We start from the raw sequence: 13277 nt of genomic DNA on the forward strand, positions 1-13277 counted from the left end.
CTTTGAGCGCGCGCAAGGAACGGCTTCGGAAGCTGGTGAAGGTGCAGGAGCAGTTGAAGGCGCTGCATGAAACCCGTCATGCCGGCTTCGTGTCGGAAGCGGTGGCCGCGCAGAACGAGGCCGCCGAGCTGGTCGAGCGCTTCGATTCCGAAGGTTCGATGTCGTCGATGTTCCCCGAAATCTACCACCAGCGCATTGGCAAGGCGCTGGCCCGTCAGGAGGAGAACGTGCAACTGGCCAGGAACGAAGCCGACAAGGTCGCAACCGCCACCGCCCGCACCAACATGGTCGAGCGCGCCTACCGCGACGTGCGCCGCCAGGTCGACCGCCACACCGCCGACCGCGAACGGCTGGACCTCATCGAGCGCAACGCCACCTCCGACGACAAGTAAGGTTGCCACAAGCTTGCGCGTCCATGATCGGCATCTCAAAAGTCGGATAAGGGACAGTTTTTCTTGGCGATTTCCCCACCCAGCGACATCGTTCTGGACGTTGCCCGCGCGGTCGAGCCTTCCAATCTGGAAACGGCCCGCGCCGAACTGGCCAAACGTGGAAATGCCGTGGGTGGCAGTGCCGTCGCGTCGTTCTCGCTCGGCGAGACCGGTATTTCCGACAGCTTCAAGACCGGCACCGAACAGGCCAAGACGCCCGATTCCTTCAAGCGCTTCGAGGCGATGGTGCTGCAGACCTTCATCCAGAACATGCTGCCGAAGGATGCCGAAAACGTCTACGGCAAAGGCATGGCCGGCGACATGTGGAAGTCGATGATGGCCGGCAAGATCGCCGATGTCATGGCCGAACGCGGCGGCATCGGCATCGCCGACCGCGTGCTTGGCGATCATTATGTCGACGGCAAGAACAAGGTCGCCGTCGGACCCGTCTCGGGCGGGCCTGAAAAGGCCGAGACCGACAAGCAGACCATGCTCTCCACCGCCCTCGTCCAGGAACTTCAGCGCAAAATGGCAAAAAGCCTGTCGGAAGATCAGGCAGCCATTTCGGCAAAGACAAAAATCTAATCTCTAGGGATATTCGAACATGACCGAACAGAAGCCGACCGTCCAGAATCTGCCGGCCCGCAGCACGCGGGCCGAACCGGCCGCGCGGACGGGCAATCTGTCGGCGATCATCGGGCGCATCGTGGAAGCCGTCGAGGAGGAAACCGCCGCTATCCGTGCCGGCGGCAGCTTCGACATCAAGTCCTCCAACGTCCGCAAGAGCCGCTACCTCTACGAACTCACCCGCGCTACCAGGGGCGTCGGCGAGCCCGAGCTTCTCGCCGAGCATCGCGACGGCATCACGCTGCTGCGCGACAAGCTGGCGACCAACGCCGCCGTGATCCAGGCGCATATGGGCGCGGTGAGCGAGATCGCAATGCTCATGCAGAATGTGATCCAGCGCGCCGAGACCGACGGCACCTGTTCCGAAGGCGAATTCGGGTGGGCCGCCCGTTGATCAAGTTCATTGTCGCCGCCGTCTGGATCTGCCTCGCCACTATTGGCGCGGTCTTCTATTCGTTCCAGACGTCGAGCGCCAAGTCCGACGGAGCAGCCACGCCCGCCCTTCTCGGCGGCCTGGACTATCTAAGGACGGAAGTCATCTCGGTCCCGGTGTTCAGCAAGGCGACGATCGACGGCTACTTCCTGACCCGCCTCGTCTACACCGTCGATCCGGCACAGATGAAAAAGCTGTCGGTGCCGGCGCAATCGCTGATCATCGACGAAGTCTACACCTACCTCTACGCCAATCCGCAGATCGATTTCTCCAAGCGCGAGAACTTCAATCTCGACACCTTCCGGGGCGGCATCCGCGACAGCGTCAACAAGCGCGTCGGCGAGAAGCTCATCAGTGAGGTCATCGTCGAGCAGATCGACTTCCTCTCCCGGGAAGAAACCCGCGACAAGTCGCTGCGCCGCCGCGAGGTTACGCGGCCCGAGGCCACCCCGGCAGCCGCGCATTAGCACCTCGCGCTATTTAGCGACGGGCAACCAATTCCCTCCATTGACGTTTACGTCAACGAGACGCTATACGGTTTCCGACACTTTACGGTGCTGCGGCAGATGCCGAGGCACATCCGAAACGGCGTCGCCGCGCGCCACATCACGAGACAAGGGAGCATTGCCATGAGCGTAGAAGCTGTTGTTGAAAAAATCCGGTCCAAGGTGGAAAGCTCCGGCTTCGACCGCTCGGTAAAGTTCGATACCGGCGGCGACGGCGTCATCGTCATCGACGGTGCAAGCATCTCGACCACCGACGCGCCTGCCGACTGCACCATCAAGCTCAGCCTCGACGACCTCGAGTCGCTGGTTGCCGGCGAACTGAACCCGACGATGGCGTTCATGAGCGGCAAGATCAAGGTCGAGGGCGACATGACGGTTGCCATGGCGCTCAGCCAGGTCATCTGACCGAACGGCCAATCAAACAAAAAGGCCCGGCGCTGCAAAGCTGCCGGGCTTTTTCGTTTATGGCCGTGTTTTAGGGTGTGTGGAGATTCAGCTCAGGACGAGTTTGCAGGCCCGTCATGGCGTGAATATCAACATATCCTAGGCTGCGAGCGACAATCGCTCGATCTTCCTCTGCTTGCGACCGGCAGCTTTCAGCACGCCAGCCACGCCATCCAACGCGCCCTCGGCAAGCTCCAGCGCCAGGAAGCGATGCTGCTCATAGGGGCCAGGCATGGCGAGCGAACCGGTCTTCTCAGCCGAGAAGCCGAACCGCGCATAGTAAGGCGCATCACCTACCAGCAGGATAGCGCGGTGGCCGAGGCGTCCTGCCTCGGCAATCGCATGACGCATCAGTGCCGAGCCGACGCCACCGCTCTTCAGCGACGGATCGACCGCCAGCGGGCCAAGCAGCAGCGCGCGCGTGTGAGCATCACCCATGGCCACGTCCCACAGCCGCACGGTGCCGATGACCATGCCCTCTGCGTCACGCGCGACGAACGCCAGACCTTCGGATGGCCGCCGGCCACGCCGCAGCTTTTCCGAAGACTTCTTCTTGCGCCTCGGTCCCATGGCGCGGTCGAGCAGCGCTTCGCGCGCCGCCACGTCGGCCACGGTTTCGGCGATGATTATAAATGCCGGCGCTTTGCCGGTGATTTCAGAGACTTCCATATCCGCGATCCTTCACAAGCGGAGATTGTTCCACGAGCAAACCCCTCGCCGGCTAAAAATCCGCCGGCGAACGGGGTGACCTGAGGGGCTCATCCTTCCTGCCTGTCGTTGTCCCAAAACCGCGAGGCACTTTTGGGCGACAGGCAAGCGAGCCCGTCAGATCACGTAGGATCGGAGAGGCTCGAAGCCGTTGAAGGCGACCGCCGAGTAGGTCGTCGTATAGGCGCCGGTGCCTTCGATCAGCACTTCGTCGCCGATGGTCAGCGACAGCGGCAGCGGATACGGCGCCTTCTCGTACATCACGTCGGCCGAATCGCAGGTCGGGCCGGCGAGCACGCAAGGTGCAACTGCATCGCCATCGCGCGGCGTGACGATCGGGTAGCGGATCGCCTCGTCCATCGTCTCGGCGAGACCGCCGAACTTGCCGATGTCGAGGAACACCCAGCGCACATTGTCGTTGTCGGCCTTCTTCGAAATCAGCACGACTTCCGACTTGATGACGCCGGCATTGCCCACCATGCCGCGGCCCGGCTCGATGATGGTCTCCGGGATGCGGTTGCCGAAATGCTTGCGCAGCGCCGAGAAGATCGCCTCGCCATAAGCGCGTGCGGTCGGCACGTCCTTCAGGTAACGGGTCGGGAAACCGCCGCCCATATTGACCATCTTCAGCGTGATGCCTTCGCGCGCCAGCGCCTCGAACACGGCCTTGGCATCGGCGAGCGCGCGGTCCCAGGCGGCAAGGTCGGTCTGCTGGGAGCCAACGTGGAACGACACGCCATAGGCGTCGAGGCCGAGCGCCTTGGCATGGCGCAGCACGTCGACGGCCATCGCCGGCACGCAGCCGAATTTGCGCGACAGCGGCCACTCGGCACCCTCGCCATCGGTCAGCACGCGGCAGAACACGCGGGCGCCGGGTGCGACGCGGGCGATCTTCTCGACCTCTTCGACGCAATCGACGGCGAACAGGCGAATGCCGAGCTCATAGGCGCGCGCAACGTCGCGCTCCTTCTTGATGGTGTTGCCGAAGGAGATGCGCTCGGCCGGAGCACCCGCATCCATCGCCATCTCGACCTCGGCGACTGAAGCGGTGTCGAAGGACGAGCCCAGCGAGGCAAGCAGGCGCAGAATTTCAGGCGCGGGGTTTGCCTTCACGGCGTAATAGATCTTGGAATCCGGCAGCGCCTTTTCGAAGGCATGGAAATTTTCGCGCACGACATCGAGGTCCAGAACGAGGCACGGGCCTTCGGGACGTCGGGTGGCGAGGAAGTCGAGGATGCGCTGCGTGGCCATGGGTCTCTCCAATGCGAATGCGCGGCTTTCAGGCGCGCGAAATCAAGCTGCGGCGCGGCCGACATCGGCCACGGAATCCGCGGTGGACAAAGGCGCGATCACATTTTCATGGAACCAGCCGGTGGAGACCCCGGAACCATGAGCGTGCGTCACGCGGCGGTGAACCTAGCCTTGCCCGGCTTCGGTTCGCTTTGTCTGCCTTGGCTTGGATTGGGAGACCCGTTCCGCACTGCCGGCAATGAGGGTGTGCCTCTTCAGTAACCCCGGTTTTTGGACAACCGGCAGAACACCAGAAAGGCCCGCACCGTCGTTGCTTCAAGGTGTCCTCGATTTTGCGGTTGGCCGCTAAACCGACTGGAGGGGTTAGCTCCAGTTACCTTACCGATTTCCCTCACCATTCGAGGATCGGCGGACACCCACAGGCACGTGCGACTTTGGGCAAGCGCGATATAGGAGTCGCGTCTGTCACAATCAACAAAAATCGTATCGCAGCTTGTAAATTTTCAGTTGTCGAACAAGGCTGGCCAAATCGTTGTGAATCATTGAACAATGCAGGCCATGCGCGATCCTCTCAACGCCTTCCTTGATGTCCCGCAAGTGCCTGTTTCCAATGGCGAAACCGGACCTTTGGCTGGCCTCGGCCTTGCCGTGAAGGATATATTCGACGTTGCGGGCTATCGCACCGGCTGCGGCAACCCACAGAAATTCACGGAGACCGCACCGGCCACGAAAACAGCGCCGGCCGTGCAATTGATTCTCGATGCCGGCGCGCATTTCCTCGGCAAGACGCAGACCGACGAATTCGCCTTTTCGCTGATGGGCCAGAATTCGCATTTTCCCGAACCGGTGAACTCCGCCGCCCCCGACCGCGTCACCGGCGGCTCGTCTTCCGGCTCTGTCGCGGCCGTCGCAGGCAGGCTCGCCGACATCGCCACGGGTTCCGATACCGGCGGCTCGATCCGCGCACCGGCGAGCTTCTGCGGACTGGTCGGCCTGCGCACCTCCCATGGTCGCATCTCGCTCGAAGGCACGATGCCACTCGCCCCATCGCTCGACACCTTCGGCTGGTTCGCGAAAGATATAGAGACATACGAAAAGGTGGCGGAGCTGGTGCTCAGCGCGCCACCCTCCCCCTTGCGGGGAGGGTCGGACGGCGAAGCCGGACGGGGTGGGGGTGGCGAAACCGCCGCCGCGTCTCACCATAAGGCACAGGCAAAACTTCTGCGCCTTGCTGCCCTCGACCAACTCGTCCTCGGCAACACCGAAGCAACCGAATACCGTCGAATGCTCGCTATCGTCACCGCCGCTCTCGGCGAGGCGAAACCGGCCAAGCCCCTCACCCAAACTCCGGACGACCTCTACTGGTCCTTCCGCAAAATCCAGGCGCGCGAGGCATGGGCCAATCACGGCGACTGGATTTCGGCCCATCCCGGCAGTCTTGGCAAGGGCGTCGAAGACCGCTTCCGCTTCGCCACGACGATAGATGATCAGGCGCTGGTCGATGCAAACGCCACCCGCACCGCCTTTCGCGCCGAACTGCACGACCTGCTCTGCGATGACGGCATACTCGTCCTGCCGACCGTTCCGGGTGCTGCCCCGCTGAAAGCCGATACGCCCGAAAACCTCCTCGCCTATCGCGAGCGCGCCTTGCGCCTGCTCTGCCTCTCCGGCCTGTCCGGCTTCCCGCAGATCACGCTGCCGCTCGGCACGGTCCATGGCGCCCCCTTCGGAGTGTCGCTGCTCGGCCCGTCCAACAGCGACCTGCACTTGATTTCGCTGGGCAAGCGCATCCTCGAATCGAACAACAAAGGCTAAGCCATGGACACGCTAACCCGCATGCGCGCCTTCATCGACGTGGTCGAGGCCGAAGGTTTTTCGGCCGCCGCCCGCAAGATCGGCCGCTCCAAGGCGTTGCTTTCGAAATATGTCCGCGAGCTGGAAGACGAGCTCGGCGCGCTGCTGCTCAACCGCACGACGCGGCAGTTCTCGCTGACCGAGGCCGGCCACACCTATTATCGCCGCGCCTCCGAAATCGTCCGCGAGGTCGACAGCCTGGCCGACGCAGTGCGCGAATCCTCCGGCGACGTGCGCGGGCGTATAAAACTGTCCGCGCCGCGCACTTTCGCCGACGCGCCGATCGGTCAGTCGCTCATCGACTTCGCCAAGGCGCATCCCGAGATCGTGCTGGAAATCCATCTCGACGACCGCTTCGTCGATCTGGTCGAGGAAGGCTTCGACCTCGCCATCCGCATCTCGCGGCTGGAAAACTCGTCGCTCATCGCGCGGCGCCTGTCGCCGTTTTCGGTGCGGCTTTGCGGCTCGCCCGAACTCATCGAACTGCACGGCAAACCGGCCCGGCCACAGGATCTCGCCCGCCTGCCCTGCATCATCGACACCAATGGCCGCTGGCTCTCAAACTGGCCGTTCCTGGGCGACAATGGCGAAACCATCACCGTGTCCGTGACCGGCCCGATGGAGGTCAACAGCCCGCTCGCCGCCCGCGCTGCCGCCCTTTCCGGCCTCGGCTTTTCGATCCTCCCTGATTTCATCGCCGCGCCTGATATAGAGGCTGGCCGGCTGGTGCCTATCCTCGACGATCGCATCCTCACGGGCGGCGGCATTTTCGCGGTCTACCCGCACCGCCGCTACCTGCCGGCGAAGGTCCGCGTCTTCGTCGATTTCCTCGTACAGTGGTTCAAACCGCGCGATCACGCTTGATTGCCTGTCGCAAAACGGTCCCAATTTCGCCGGGTTTCTGGTAACTCTCCCTATCCTTACTCCCAGACTGGAATGCGACTGCTTATGAAGCTGAAAATGCGAACGGCGATTCTGGCTTCGGCTGCAGCGGCCCTTGTGGTCTCGACCGTTCCGGCCAGCGTCCATCCGCATGTCTTTGCCGAAGCGCGGCTCGATGTCGTGCTCAACCCCGACCACACGGTGAAGTCGCTGCGGCATCTGTGGCGCTTCGACGACCTGTTTTCGTCTACCGTGCTGATGGAGTTCGACAAGAACTCCGACCTGAAGCTCGACGATAGCGAGCTCAAGGAAGTCGCCAACACCATCTTCACCTCGCTTGGCGAGTACGGCTACTTCCAGATCGTGACCGCCAACGGCAAGGATGTGAAGATGAAGCCGCCGGCTCATCTCATGGCCAATTACGAGAACGACCAGCTCATCGTGCTGTTCGAGTCCGAGCCGGACAAACCGCTGAAGCTGTCGGGCAAGATCGACTTCGGCGTCTATGACCCGACCTTCTACACGGCGATCGATTTCACCGAGGATGACAACATGTCCGTGGCGAACCTGCCGCCCATGTGCACGAAGCAGGTCATCCGCCCCGATCCCGACACGGCGATCGCCCAGAACCAGTCGACGCTCACCGATGCCTTCTTCAACGACCCGACCGGCACCGACATGAGCAAGATTTTTGCGACCCGCCTTGAACTGAACTGCACAGCCAAAGGATAGACCCCGTGAAGAAGACGACCATCCGCGTGGTGTTTGCTACCCTGGCGATTGCCTATGTGCTCACCCATTTCGCCGGCCTCGCCCACGCGCAAAGCTCGCTCGGCATCGGCACCAACGAAGCCATGATCCCCTCGACCGGACTGTTCGCCGGCTGGATGAACTGGATCAACGCGCAGCAGCAGGCATTCTACCGCTCCCTGACCGGCGCGATGAAGGCGATGCGCGACAATGGCGGCCAGATGTGGGTTCTGGTCGGGCTGTCCTTCACCTACGGCATTTTCCACGCCGCCGGCCCCGGCCACGGCAAGGCGGTCATTTCATCTTACATGCTCGCCAACGAAGTCGCGCTCCGGCGCGGCATCATGCTGTCCTTCATCTCCGCCTTCCTCCAGGCACTGACCGCAATCGTCATGATGGCGCTGCTGTTCCTCGTGCTGCGTGGCACTTCCATATCGATGACCAAGGCGACCTGGTTCCTCGAAGTCTCGAGCTATGTGCTGATCACCCTGTTCGGCGCATGGCTGCTCTGGCGCAAGGCCGGCCCGCTGGTGCGCGGCTGGTTCGGCGCCAACCCGGCGCACAGCCTTTCGGCGGCACATGCCCACGCGCATGCACACGCCGGCCACGATCACAACCATCATGACCACGCCTGCGATCATCCCTCACATGCGCATGACCACCACGATCATGCTCACGGTCACTCGCACGCACACAGCCACGCCCATGTCCATAGTCACGCGACGTTGCACGGTCATTCCCATGCGCACAGTCATGCAGCCGGTCAGGTCTGCGAGAGCTGCGGCCATTCCCATGCGCCGGACCCGGCGATGATTTCGGGCGACCATTTCGACTGGAAGACGGCATGGTCGGCGGTGACTGCAGTCGGCCTGCGGCCGTGCTCGGGCGCGCTGATCGTGCTGACCTTCGCCTTCCTCAACGGCATCTGGGCCGGCGGCATCCTGTCGGTCTTCGCCATGGCGCTCGGCACGGCGATCACCGTTTCAGCACTCGCCACGCTGGCGGTCACCGCCAAAAACTGGGCAGTGGCGGCAGCCGGCGACGGCCGCCTCGGCAACCGCATCCACACCACCATCGAAATCGGCGGCGCCGGGCTGGTGTTCGTGCTCGGCCTGCTGTTGTTGACGGCGAGTTTGACGGTTTAGCCGGTTTTACGGTTCGGCTTCTTCACCGTTCTCCCCCTCTCCGTCTCGGCTTCGCCGAGCCACCTCTCCCCCATTTCATGGGGGCGAGGAACCTGGGTTCTGCAAGGCCGCGCCCCCTCAGGACTTGGGTTCCTCGCCCCCGCAAAGCGGGGGAGAGGTGGCTCGGCGAAGCCGAGACGGAGAGGGGGACGCCGCTGATTCTTCACACCCCCCACCCTCAAACACAAAAAAATTCCGCCCTGGACGCAATACACGCCAGGGCGGAATCGTTCGGATCTTGGGGGGAAAGATCCGACAGGGATTACTGGACGGCTGGGGTTTCCGTCTTCGGAGCCGCCTTCTTGGCGTGCTTCTTATGCTTCTTGTGCGAAACCTTCTTGTGATGAACCGGCTTCTTCAGCGTGGCTTTCTTCACCAGCGGCGTGGTGGCGGTCGTCGAAGGCTGGGCCATCGTGGCGCCGGCAGCGTTGGCGCTCGTAGCGGTCAGAACCGGAGCCGAGAAGGTGAGAGCAACGGCCATGCCGACGGCGGAAAGGAGGGTCTTGTTGATGGTCATGATACGTTTCCTTTTTTCACAAGGGCCTGGGTGGAGTTTCGTCGGTCAGGGATCGACCGGTGAAACTCCCAGCATCTTCAGTGCAGTGGCGTAGGCGCGAATGCCCTGGGCCTGCTCTTTGCCGGCACAGAATTTCGTCGCTTTTTTCTGAAGAGCTTTCGCTTCGGTGGCCCGTTTTGCCTCAGCGTGGTTGGTTATTGCGTTAGCGAACTGCTGCTGCAGGCTGTTGCAGCGATCGGTCCGGGTTACCGGGCTTTTCGCCATTGGTTGTTCGGTGGCAGCGCCAAGCGAAAACGCGCTGAGCAGAACGATCATCGAACTGGCCACGAGCTTTCGCATTTTGATCCCTAACCGACACCTCAGACGCCCTGAGCAGCACGGTTGTTATGACGGATCGTTTTTGCGGGTATTTTTCCCGATTGCAGAGTTTTGTTTCTGGATTGTAACAGCCGAATTCCGCACGCTTTTCTGCCTGCCGACCGCTCCCAAACCCGTCCTTATTCTGCCATGGTCGGAGCAGATGCATTCTCGCTTGAGCCTGGGAAAACAACGCCTTTGAAAACCGACGCCCATATCCTCATCGTCGACGACGACAAGGAAATCCGCGACCTGCTTCAGGAATTCTTCCAGAAGCACGGCATGCGCGTGTCGGCTGCCCGCGACGATGACGAGATGCAGGCCGAACTGCGCCGCGCACCCGTCGACCTGATCATCCTCGACGTCATGCTGCCGGGAAAGAGCGGGCTCGACATTTGCCGCGACCTGCGCACGCATTCGAAAATCCCGATCATCATGCTGACCGCCGTCACCGAGACCATCGACCGCGTCGTCGGGCTGGAGATGGGCGCCGACGACTATGTGCCCAAACCCTTCGACCCAAGGGAACTGCTCGCCCGCACGCGCGCCGTGCTGCGCCGCCCCGGCACCAATGGGGGCGGGCACAGGCCCGTTCCACAGATCTATAAATTCGCCGGTTGGACGCTGGATTCCGCCCGCCGCCGGCTGCTGCGGCCCGATGAGGTTCGCGTCGAACTTACCACCGCCGAGTTCAACCTGTTGCAGACGCTCGTGCGCAGCGGCCAGCGCGTGCTGAGCCGCGACCAGCTCGTCGAACTGTCGAACCAGAACGGCGACTACAGCTACGACCGCAGCGTCGACATTCTCGTCAGCCGCCTGCGCCGCAAGATGGAAGACGATCCGCGCTCGCCCAAGCTGATCCTCACCGTGCGCGGCGGCGGCTACCAGTTCGTGCCCGAGGTCGCAGCCGAATGAAGTGGCTCCTGCCCCGATCCCTGCCCGCCTGGGTTCTGCTGATCGTCATCGCCGGTCTGCTGGCGATCCAGGTTTCTACGCTGTCCATAGTCTCGCGCGAGCGCGTCGCCTCCAACAACATTCTCGACCTGTTCCGGCTCAACGACCGCGCACTGTCGCTGGTCAAGCTGATGTATGCAGCCTCGCCGGAGGAGCGAAAACGCGTCGCGGCGGGATTGTCCGTCACGCCTTATGTCCTCTCGGTCTCGGACACCCCGGCGATCATCTCTTCGATACCAGCCGACGACGAGATGGCCGAGCTGGAGGACGTCATTGTCGGCCGGCTGACGAAATTCGGCGTCGAGGAAGCGCGCGTACGCCGCGAAAGCGCGCAGGCGCAGGAACATCCCAAGCACAAGGTCACCGAACCCGACGACAATCTCGGCGGCATCGAACGGGAACTGCTCGATCTTTCCGCCGATTTCAACAAGACCGATACGCTGGTCGCCTCGATCGAGTTCAAGGACGGCCAGTGGCTCAATTTCGTCATGCCGTCGACGCCGCTCAGCCCGATCCTGACCACGGACAGCCTGCCGCTTTACGGCTCCGTCGCCGCACTTGTGGTGTTGCTTTCGATATGGTCGCTGCGCCGCCTCACCGCGCCCTATCGCGCGCTTGAAAGTGCCGTTCGGCGCATCGGCGACGACCTGAAAAGCCCGCCGCTGGCCGAGCGCGGCAGCAGCGAATACAAATCCGCCGCCCGCGCGGTCAACACCATGCAGGCAAGGCTGCGCGAATATGTCGAGGACCGCGAACTGCTTGCTGCAGCACTCGCCCACGATCTCAGGACGCCACTGACCCGCATCCGCCTGCGGCTTGAGCTTCTGCGCAATTCGCCGCTGCGCACCGCGCTGATGCAGAACCTTGCCGATATCGAGGCGATCTCGTCATCGGTGCTCGATTTCGCGACCTACGAGGCCAAGGGCGAGGAACCGGAGCGCATCGATTTCTGGTCGCTGGTCGATTCGGTCGCCGACGGAAATCCGCAGGTCGTCTTCGACGGCTCGCGCAGGCACGCCCGCGGCCTGGTCTGCTATGGCCGAACCGTGGCGCTACGCCGCTGCGTGACGAACCTCGTCGACAACGCCGTCAAATATGGCGGCAAGGCACGCCTTGCCCTGTCGCAAAACGAGACGGAAATCCTGCTCACCATCGACGACGATGGGCCGGGCATTCCGGAAGGCCAGATGGAGAAGATTTTCCGGCCCTTCGCCCGCGTCGAGGCCTCACGCAACCGCGAGACCGGCGGCTTCGGCCTCGGCCTGACGATCGCCCGCAACATCGCACGGCGCTTCGGTGGCGACGTCCGGCTGCACAACAGGACCGGCGGCGGCCTGCGCGCCGAGCTGACGATACCGCTGGCAAAAGGCGCGCAACTGCACGCCGCACAGTGATGCGTGAATTATCAGTCCCGCTTCCTGGCTTGGCTGCGGCCACGCAACCAGAAGACCAGGAAGAACGCGGCAACGAACAGTACCGCCACCACGCCTGCCGCTGCCGGCGACTTGTTGCCCACCGCCAGCATGATCGTAGGCAGGAAATAGCCGACAATGCCGAAGCCCAGCAGGATCACGGCTGCCGCGATCGCCGCATTACGGTTCTTCCCGTCCATCATCACCATCCAATGCGCCCTCTGCTTATGCGGCCTCGGCGCGGAAATCTTCCAGCCGCCGCTTCTGCTTGCCCTCGGCGTCGTAATTAGCCGGATCGAGCCACGCCTCATAGGCGCGTTTCAGCGCAGGCCATTCCGTGTCGATCACCGAATACCACGCCGTGTCGCGGTTTTCGCCCTTTACCACCAGATGCTGGCGGAAAATCCCCTCGAACTGGAACCCGAAGCGATCGGCCGCCCGCTTCGACGGAAGGTTGGCATTGTTGCATTTCCACTCGTAGCGACGGTAGCCGAGCGTATCGAAGGCGTATTTCATGAACAGACACTGCGCCTCGGTCGCCGCCGGCTTGCGCGAGATGATCGGCCCCCAATAGATATTGCCGATCTCGATGACGCCATTGGCGGCATCGATGCGCATCAAGGTCTGGCGCCCGGCGATCTTGCCACTGGCCTTGTCGATGACGGTAAAGAAAAGCGGGTCTTCACTGGCCTGCACCCTGTCCAGCCAGGGCTGGAAGTCCGTGCGGGTTTGCGGCGGAAACTCCGGCAGCCAGCGAAACCGCTCGCCGGCGTCAGGCACCGACGACGCTTCGAACAGCCCATCGCCATGCCTTGCCGCGTCCAGCGGCTCCAGCCGGACGTAACGGCCCTCGATAACCTCTCGGCTCGGACGCGGTCTTGGCTGCCAGTTCTTCAGATCGACGGACATATTCGCTCCTGCGATTGACTTTGCTGGCCTCGACACTCACAAAAACGCCTGCCCGACG

The 13277-nt window shown here is 62.7% G+C and carries 17 protein-coding genes; 11 read left to right on the forward strand and 6 right to left on the reverse strand.

The annotated features are described in order from the left end of the window. Nucleotides 1-2 precede the first annotated feature (2 nt). The 5 genes from WBQ96_RS23475 to WBQ96_RS23495 all read left to right on the forward strand — a co-directional run bounded on the left by WBQ96_RS23475 (nucleotide 3) and on the right by WBQ96_RS23495 (nucleotide 2402). Complete coding sequence (locus tag WBQ96_RS23475) at nucleotides 3-392, forward strand: hypothetical protein (RefSeq protein ID WP_336553794.1); 390 nt, start codon at nucleotides 3-5, stop codon at nucleotides 390-392. 63 nt (nucleotides 393-455) lie between these two features. Beyond that, entirely contained in the window at nucleotides 456-1016 is a 561-nt protein-coding gene (locus WBQ96_RS23480; RefSeq protein WP_336553796.1) for a rod-binding protein, read from the forward strand. 19 nt (nucleotides 1017-1035) lie between these two features. Continuing rightward, nucleotides 1036-1452, forward strand: coding sequence for a hypothetical protein (locus WBQ96_RS23485; RefSeq protein WP_336553798.1), 417 nt, complete (start codon nucleotides 1036-1038; stop codon nucleotides 1450-1452). Next, nucleotides 1449-1958 carry a hypothetical protein gene (locus WBQ96_RS23490; RefSeq protein WP_336553799.1) on the forward strand — a complete coding sequence of 170 codons (510 nt, stop codon included), beginning with the start codon at nucleotides 1449-1451 and terminating at the stop codon, nucleotides 1956-1958. The genes WBQ96_RS23485 and WBQ96_RS23490 overlap by 4 nt, the downstream gene beginning before the upstream one ends. A 162-nt stretch (nucleotides 1959-2120) precedes the next feature. Next, a complete protein-coding gene (locus WBQ96_RS23495) occupies nucleotides 2121-2402 on the forward strand; it encodes an SCP2 sterol-binding domain-containing protein (RefSeq protein ID WP_091915223.1) in 282 nt (93 codons plus the stop codon). Nucleotides 2403-2540: 138 nt separating this feature from the next. Here WBQ96_RS23495 and WBQ96_RS23500 read toward each other — a convergent pair whose 3' ends face one another. Continuing rightward, nucleotides 2541-3110 carry a GNAT family N-acetyltransferase gene (locus WBQ96_RS23500; RefSeq protein WP_336553803.1) on the reverse strand — a complete coding sequence of 190 codons (570 nt, stop codon included), beginning with the start codon at nucleotides 3108-3110 and terminating at the stop codon, nucleotides 2541-2543. 156 nt (nucleotides 3111-3266) lie between these two features. Beyond that, the gene (gene odc2, locus WBQ96_RS23505) at nucleotides 3267-4400 is read right to left on the reverse strand and encodes an ornithine/lysine decarboxylase (RefSeq protein WP_336553805.1); all 1134 of its coding nucleotides are present in this window, start codon (nucleotides 4398-4400) and stop codon (nucleotides 3267-3269) included. Between the two features lie 549 nt (nucleotides 4401-4949). Here odc2 and WBQ96_RS23510 point away from each other — a divergent pair. The 4 genes from WBQ96_RS23510 to WBQ96_RS23525 all read left to right on the forward strand — a co-directional run bounded on the left by WBQ96_RS23510 (nucleotide 4950) and on the right by WBQ96_RS23525 (nucleotide 9031). Next, a complete protein-coding gene (locus tag WBQ96_RS23510) occupies nucleotides 4950-6215 on the forward strand; it encodes an amidase family protein (RefSeq protein ID WP_336553807.1) in 1266 nt (421 codons plus the stop codon). Nucleotides 6216-6218: 3 nt separating this feature from the next. After that, the gene (locus WBQ96_RS23515; RefSeq protein ID WP_336553809.1) at nucleotides 6219-7118 is read left to right on the forward strand and encodes a LysR family transcriptional regulator; all 900 of its coding nucleotides are present in this window, start codon (nucleotides 6219-6221) and stop codon (nucleotides 7116-7118) included. A gap of 84 nt (nucleotides 7119-7202) precedes the next feature. Beyond that, entirely contained in the window at nucleotides 7203-7868 is a 666-nt protein-coding gene (locus tag WBQ96_RS23520; RefSeq protein WP_336553810.1) for a DUF1007 family protein, read from the forward strand. A gap of 5 nt (nucleotides 7869-7873) precedes the next feature. Next, nucleotides 7874-9031, forward strand: a complete 1158-nt coding sequence (locus WBQ96_RS23525) for a nickel/cobalt transporter (protein WP_442920873.1) — start codon at nucleotides 7874-7876, stop codon at nucleotides 9029-9031. Nucleotides 9032-9332: 301 nt separating this feature from the next. On the opposite strand, the gene WBQ96_RS23530 is transcribed toward WBQ96_RS23525, so the two are convergent. Together WBQ96_RS23530 and WBQ96_RS23535 are read right to left on the reverse strand one after the other, a co-directional pair. Next, complete coding sequence (locus WBQ96_RS23530) at nucleotides 9333-9587, reverse strand: hypothetical protein (RefSeq protein ID WP_336553812.1); 255 nt, start codon at nucleotides 9585-9587, stop codon at nucleotides 9333-9335. Nucleotides 9588-9632: 45 nt separating this feature from the next. Continuing rightward, nucleotides 9633-9902, reverse strand: a complete 270-nt coding sequence (locus tag WBQ96_RS23535) for a hypothetical protein (protein WP_336553814.1) — start codon at nucleotides 9900-9902, stop codon at nucleotides 9633-9635. 240 nt (nucleotides 9903-10142) lie between these two features. On the opposite strand from WBQ96_RS23535, the gene WBQ96_RS23540 reads away from it, so the two are divergent. Next, on the forward strand, nucleotides 10143-10859 hold the full coding sequence (locus tag WBQ96_RS23540) for a response regulator transcription factor (RefSeq protein ID WP_336553816.1): 717 nt from the start codon (nucleotides 10143-10145) through the stop codon (nucleotides 10857-10859). After that, nucleotides 10856-12292: an ATP-binding protein gene (locus WBQ96_RS23545; RefSeq protein ID WP_336553818.1), complete on the forward strand. Its 1437-nt coding sequence runs from the start codon at nucleotides 10856-10858 to the stop codon at nucleotides 12290-12292. The genes WBQ96_RS23540 and WBQ96_RS23545 overlap by 4 nt, the downstream gene beginning before the upstream one ends. 11 nt (nucleotides 12293-12303) lie before the next feature. Here WBQ96_RS23545 and WBQ96_RS23550 read toward each other — a convergent pair whose 3' ends face one another. Both WBQ96_RS23550 and WBQ96_RS23555 read right to left on the reverse strand, forming a co-directional pair. Beyond that, on the reverse strand, nucleotides 12304-12510 hold the full coding sequence (locus WBQ96_RS23550) for a hypothetical protein (protein WP_119821488.1): 207 nt from the start codon (nucleotides 12508-12510) through the stop codon (nucleotides 12304-12306). A 25-nt stretch (nucleotides 12511-12535) separates the two neighbouring features. Then, nucleotides 12536-13219, reverse strand: coding sequence for a GNAT family N-acetyltransferase (locus WBQ96_RS23555; RefSeq protein ID WP_336553820.1), 684 nt, complete (start codon nucleotides 13217-13219; stop codon nucleotides 12536-12538). Nucleotides 13220-13277: the final 58 nt, after the last annotated feature.

Origin of the sequence: Mesorhizobium sp. CCNWLY176, from assembly GCF_037153935.1 — a bacterium.
Taxonomy (GTDB): Bacteria; Pseudomonadota; Alphaproteobacteria; order Rhizobiales; family Rhizobiaceae; genus Mesorhizobium_M; species Mesorhizobium_M zhangyense.

What these genes read in the sequence shown, in the direction of transcription:
- WBQ96_RS23515 (WP_336553809.1), top strand. Translation starts at nt 6,219, where the DNA reads ATGGACACGCTAACCCGCATGCGCGCCTTCATCGACGTGGTCGAGGCC.
- WBQ96_RS23495 (WP_091915223.1), top strand. Translation starts at nt 2,121, where the DNA reads ATGAGCGTAGAAGCTGTTGTTGAAAAAATCCGGTCCAAGGTGGAAAGC.
- WBQ96_RS23555 (WP_336553820.1), bottom strand. Translation starts at nt 13,219, where the DNA reads ATGTCCGTCGATCTGAAGAACTGGCAGCCAAGACCGCGTCCGAGCCGA.
- WBQ96_RS23510 (WP_336553807.1), top strand. Translation starts at nt 4,950, where the DNA reads ATGCAGGCCATGCGCGATCCTCTCAACGCCTTCCTTGATGTCCCGCAA.
- WBQ96_RS23530 (WP_336553812.1), bottom strand. Translation starts at nt 9,587, where the DNA reads ATGACCATCAACAAGACCCTCCTTTCCGCCGTCGGCATGGCCGTTGCT.
- WBQ96_RS23550 (WP_119821488.1), bottom strand. Translation starts at nt 12,510, where the DNA reads ATGGACGGGAAGAACCGTAATGCGGCGATCGCGGCAGCCGTGATCCTG.
- WBQ96_RS23545 (WP_336553818.1), top strand. Translation starts at nt 10,856, where the DNA reads ATGAAGTGGCTCCTGCCCCGATCCCTGCCCGCCTGGGTTCTGCTGATC.
- WBQ96_RS23485 (WP_336553798.1), top strand. Translation starts at nt 1,036, where the DNA reads ATGACCGAACAGAAGCCGACCGTCCAGAATCTGCCGGCCCGCAGCACG.
- WBQ96_RS23500 (WP_336553803.1), bottom strand. Translation starts at nt 3,110, where the DNA reads ATGGAAGTCTCTGAAATCACCGGCAAAGCGCCGGCATTTATAATCATC.
- WBQ96_RS23520 (WP_336553810.1), top strand. Translation starts at nt 7,203, where the DNA reads ATGAAGCTGAAAATGCGAACGGCGATTCTGGCTTCGGCTGCAGCGGCC.
- odc2 (WP_336553805.1), bottom strand. Translation starts at nt 4,400, where the DNA reads ATGGCCACGCAGCGCATCCTCGACTTCCTCGCCACCCGACGTCCCGAA.
- WBQ96_RS23535 (WP_336553814.1), bottom strand. Translation starts at nt 9,902, where the DNA reads ATGATCGTTCTGCTCAGCGCGTTTTCGCTTGGCGCTGCCACCGAACAA.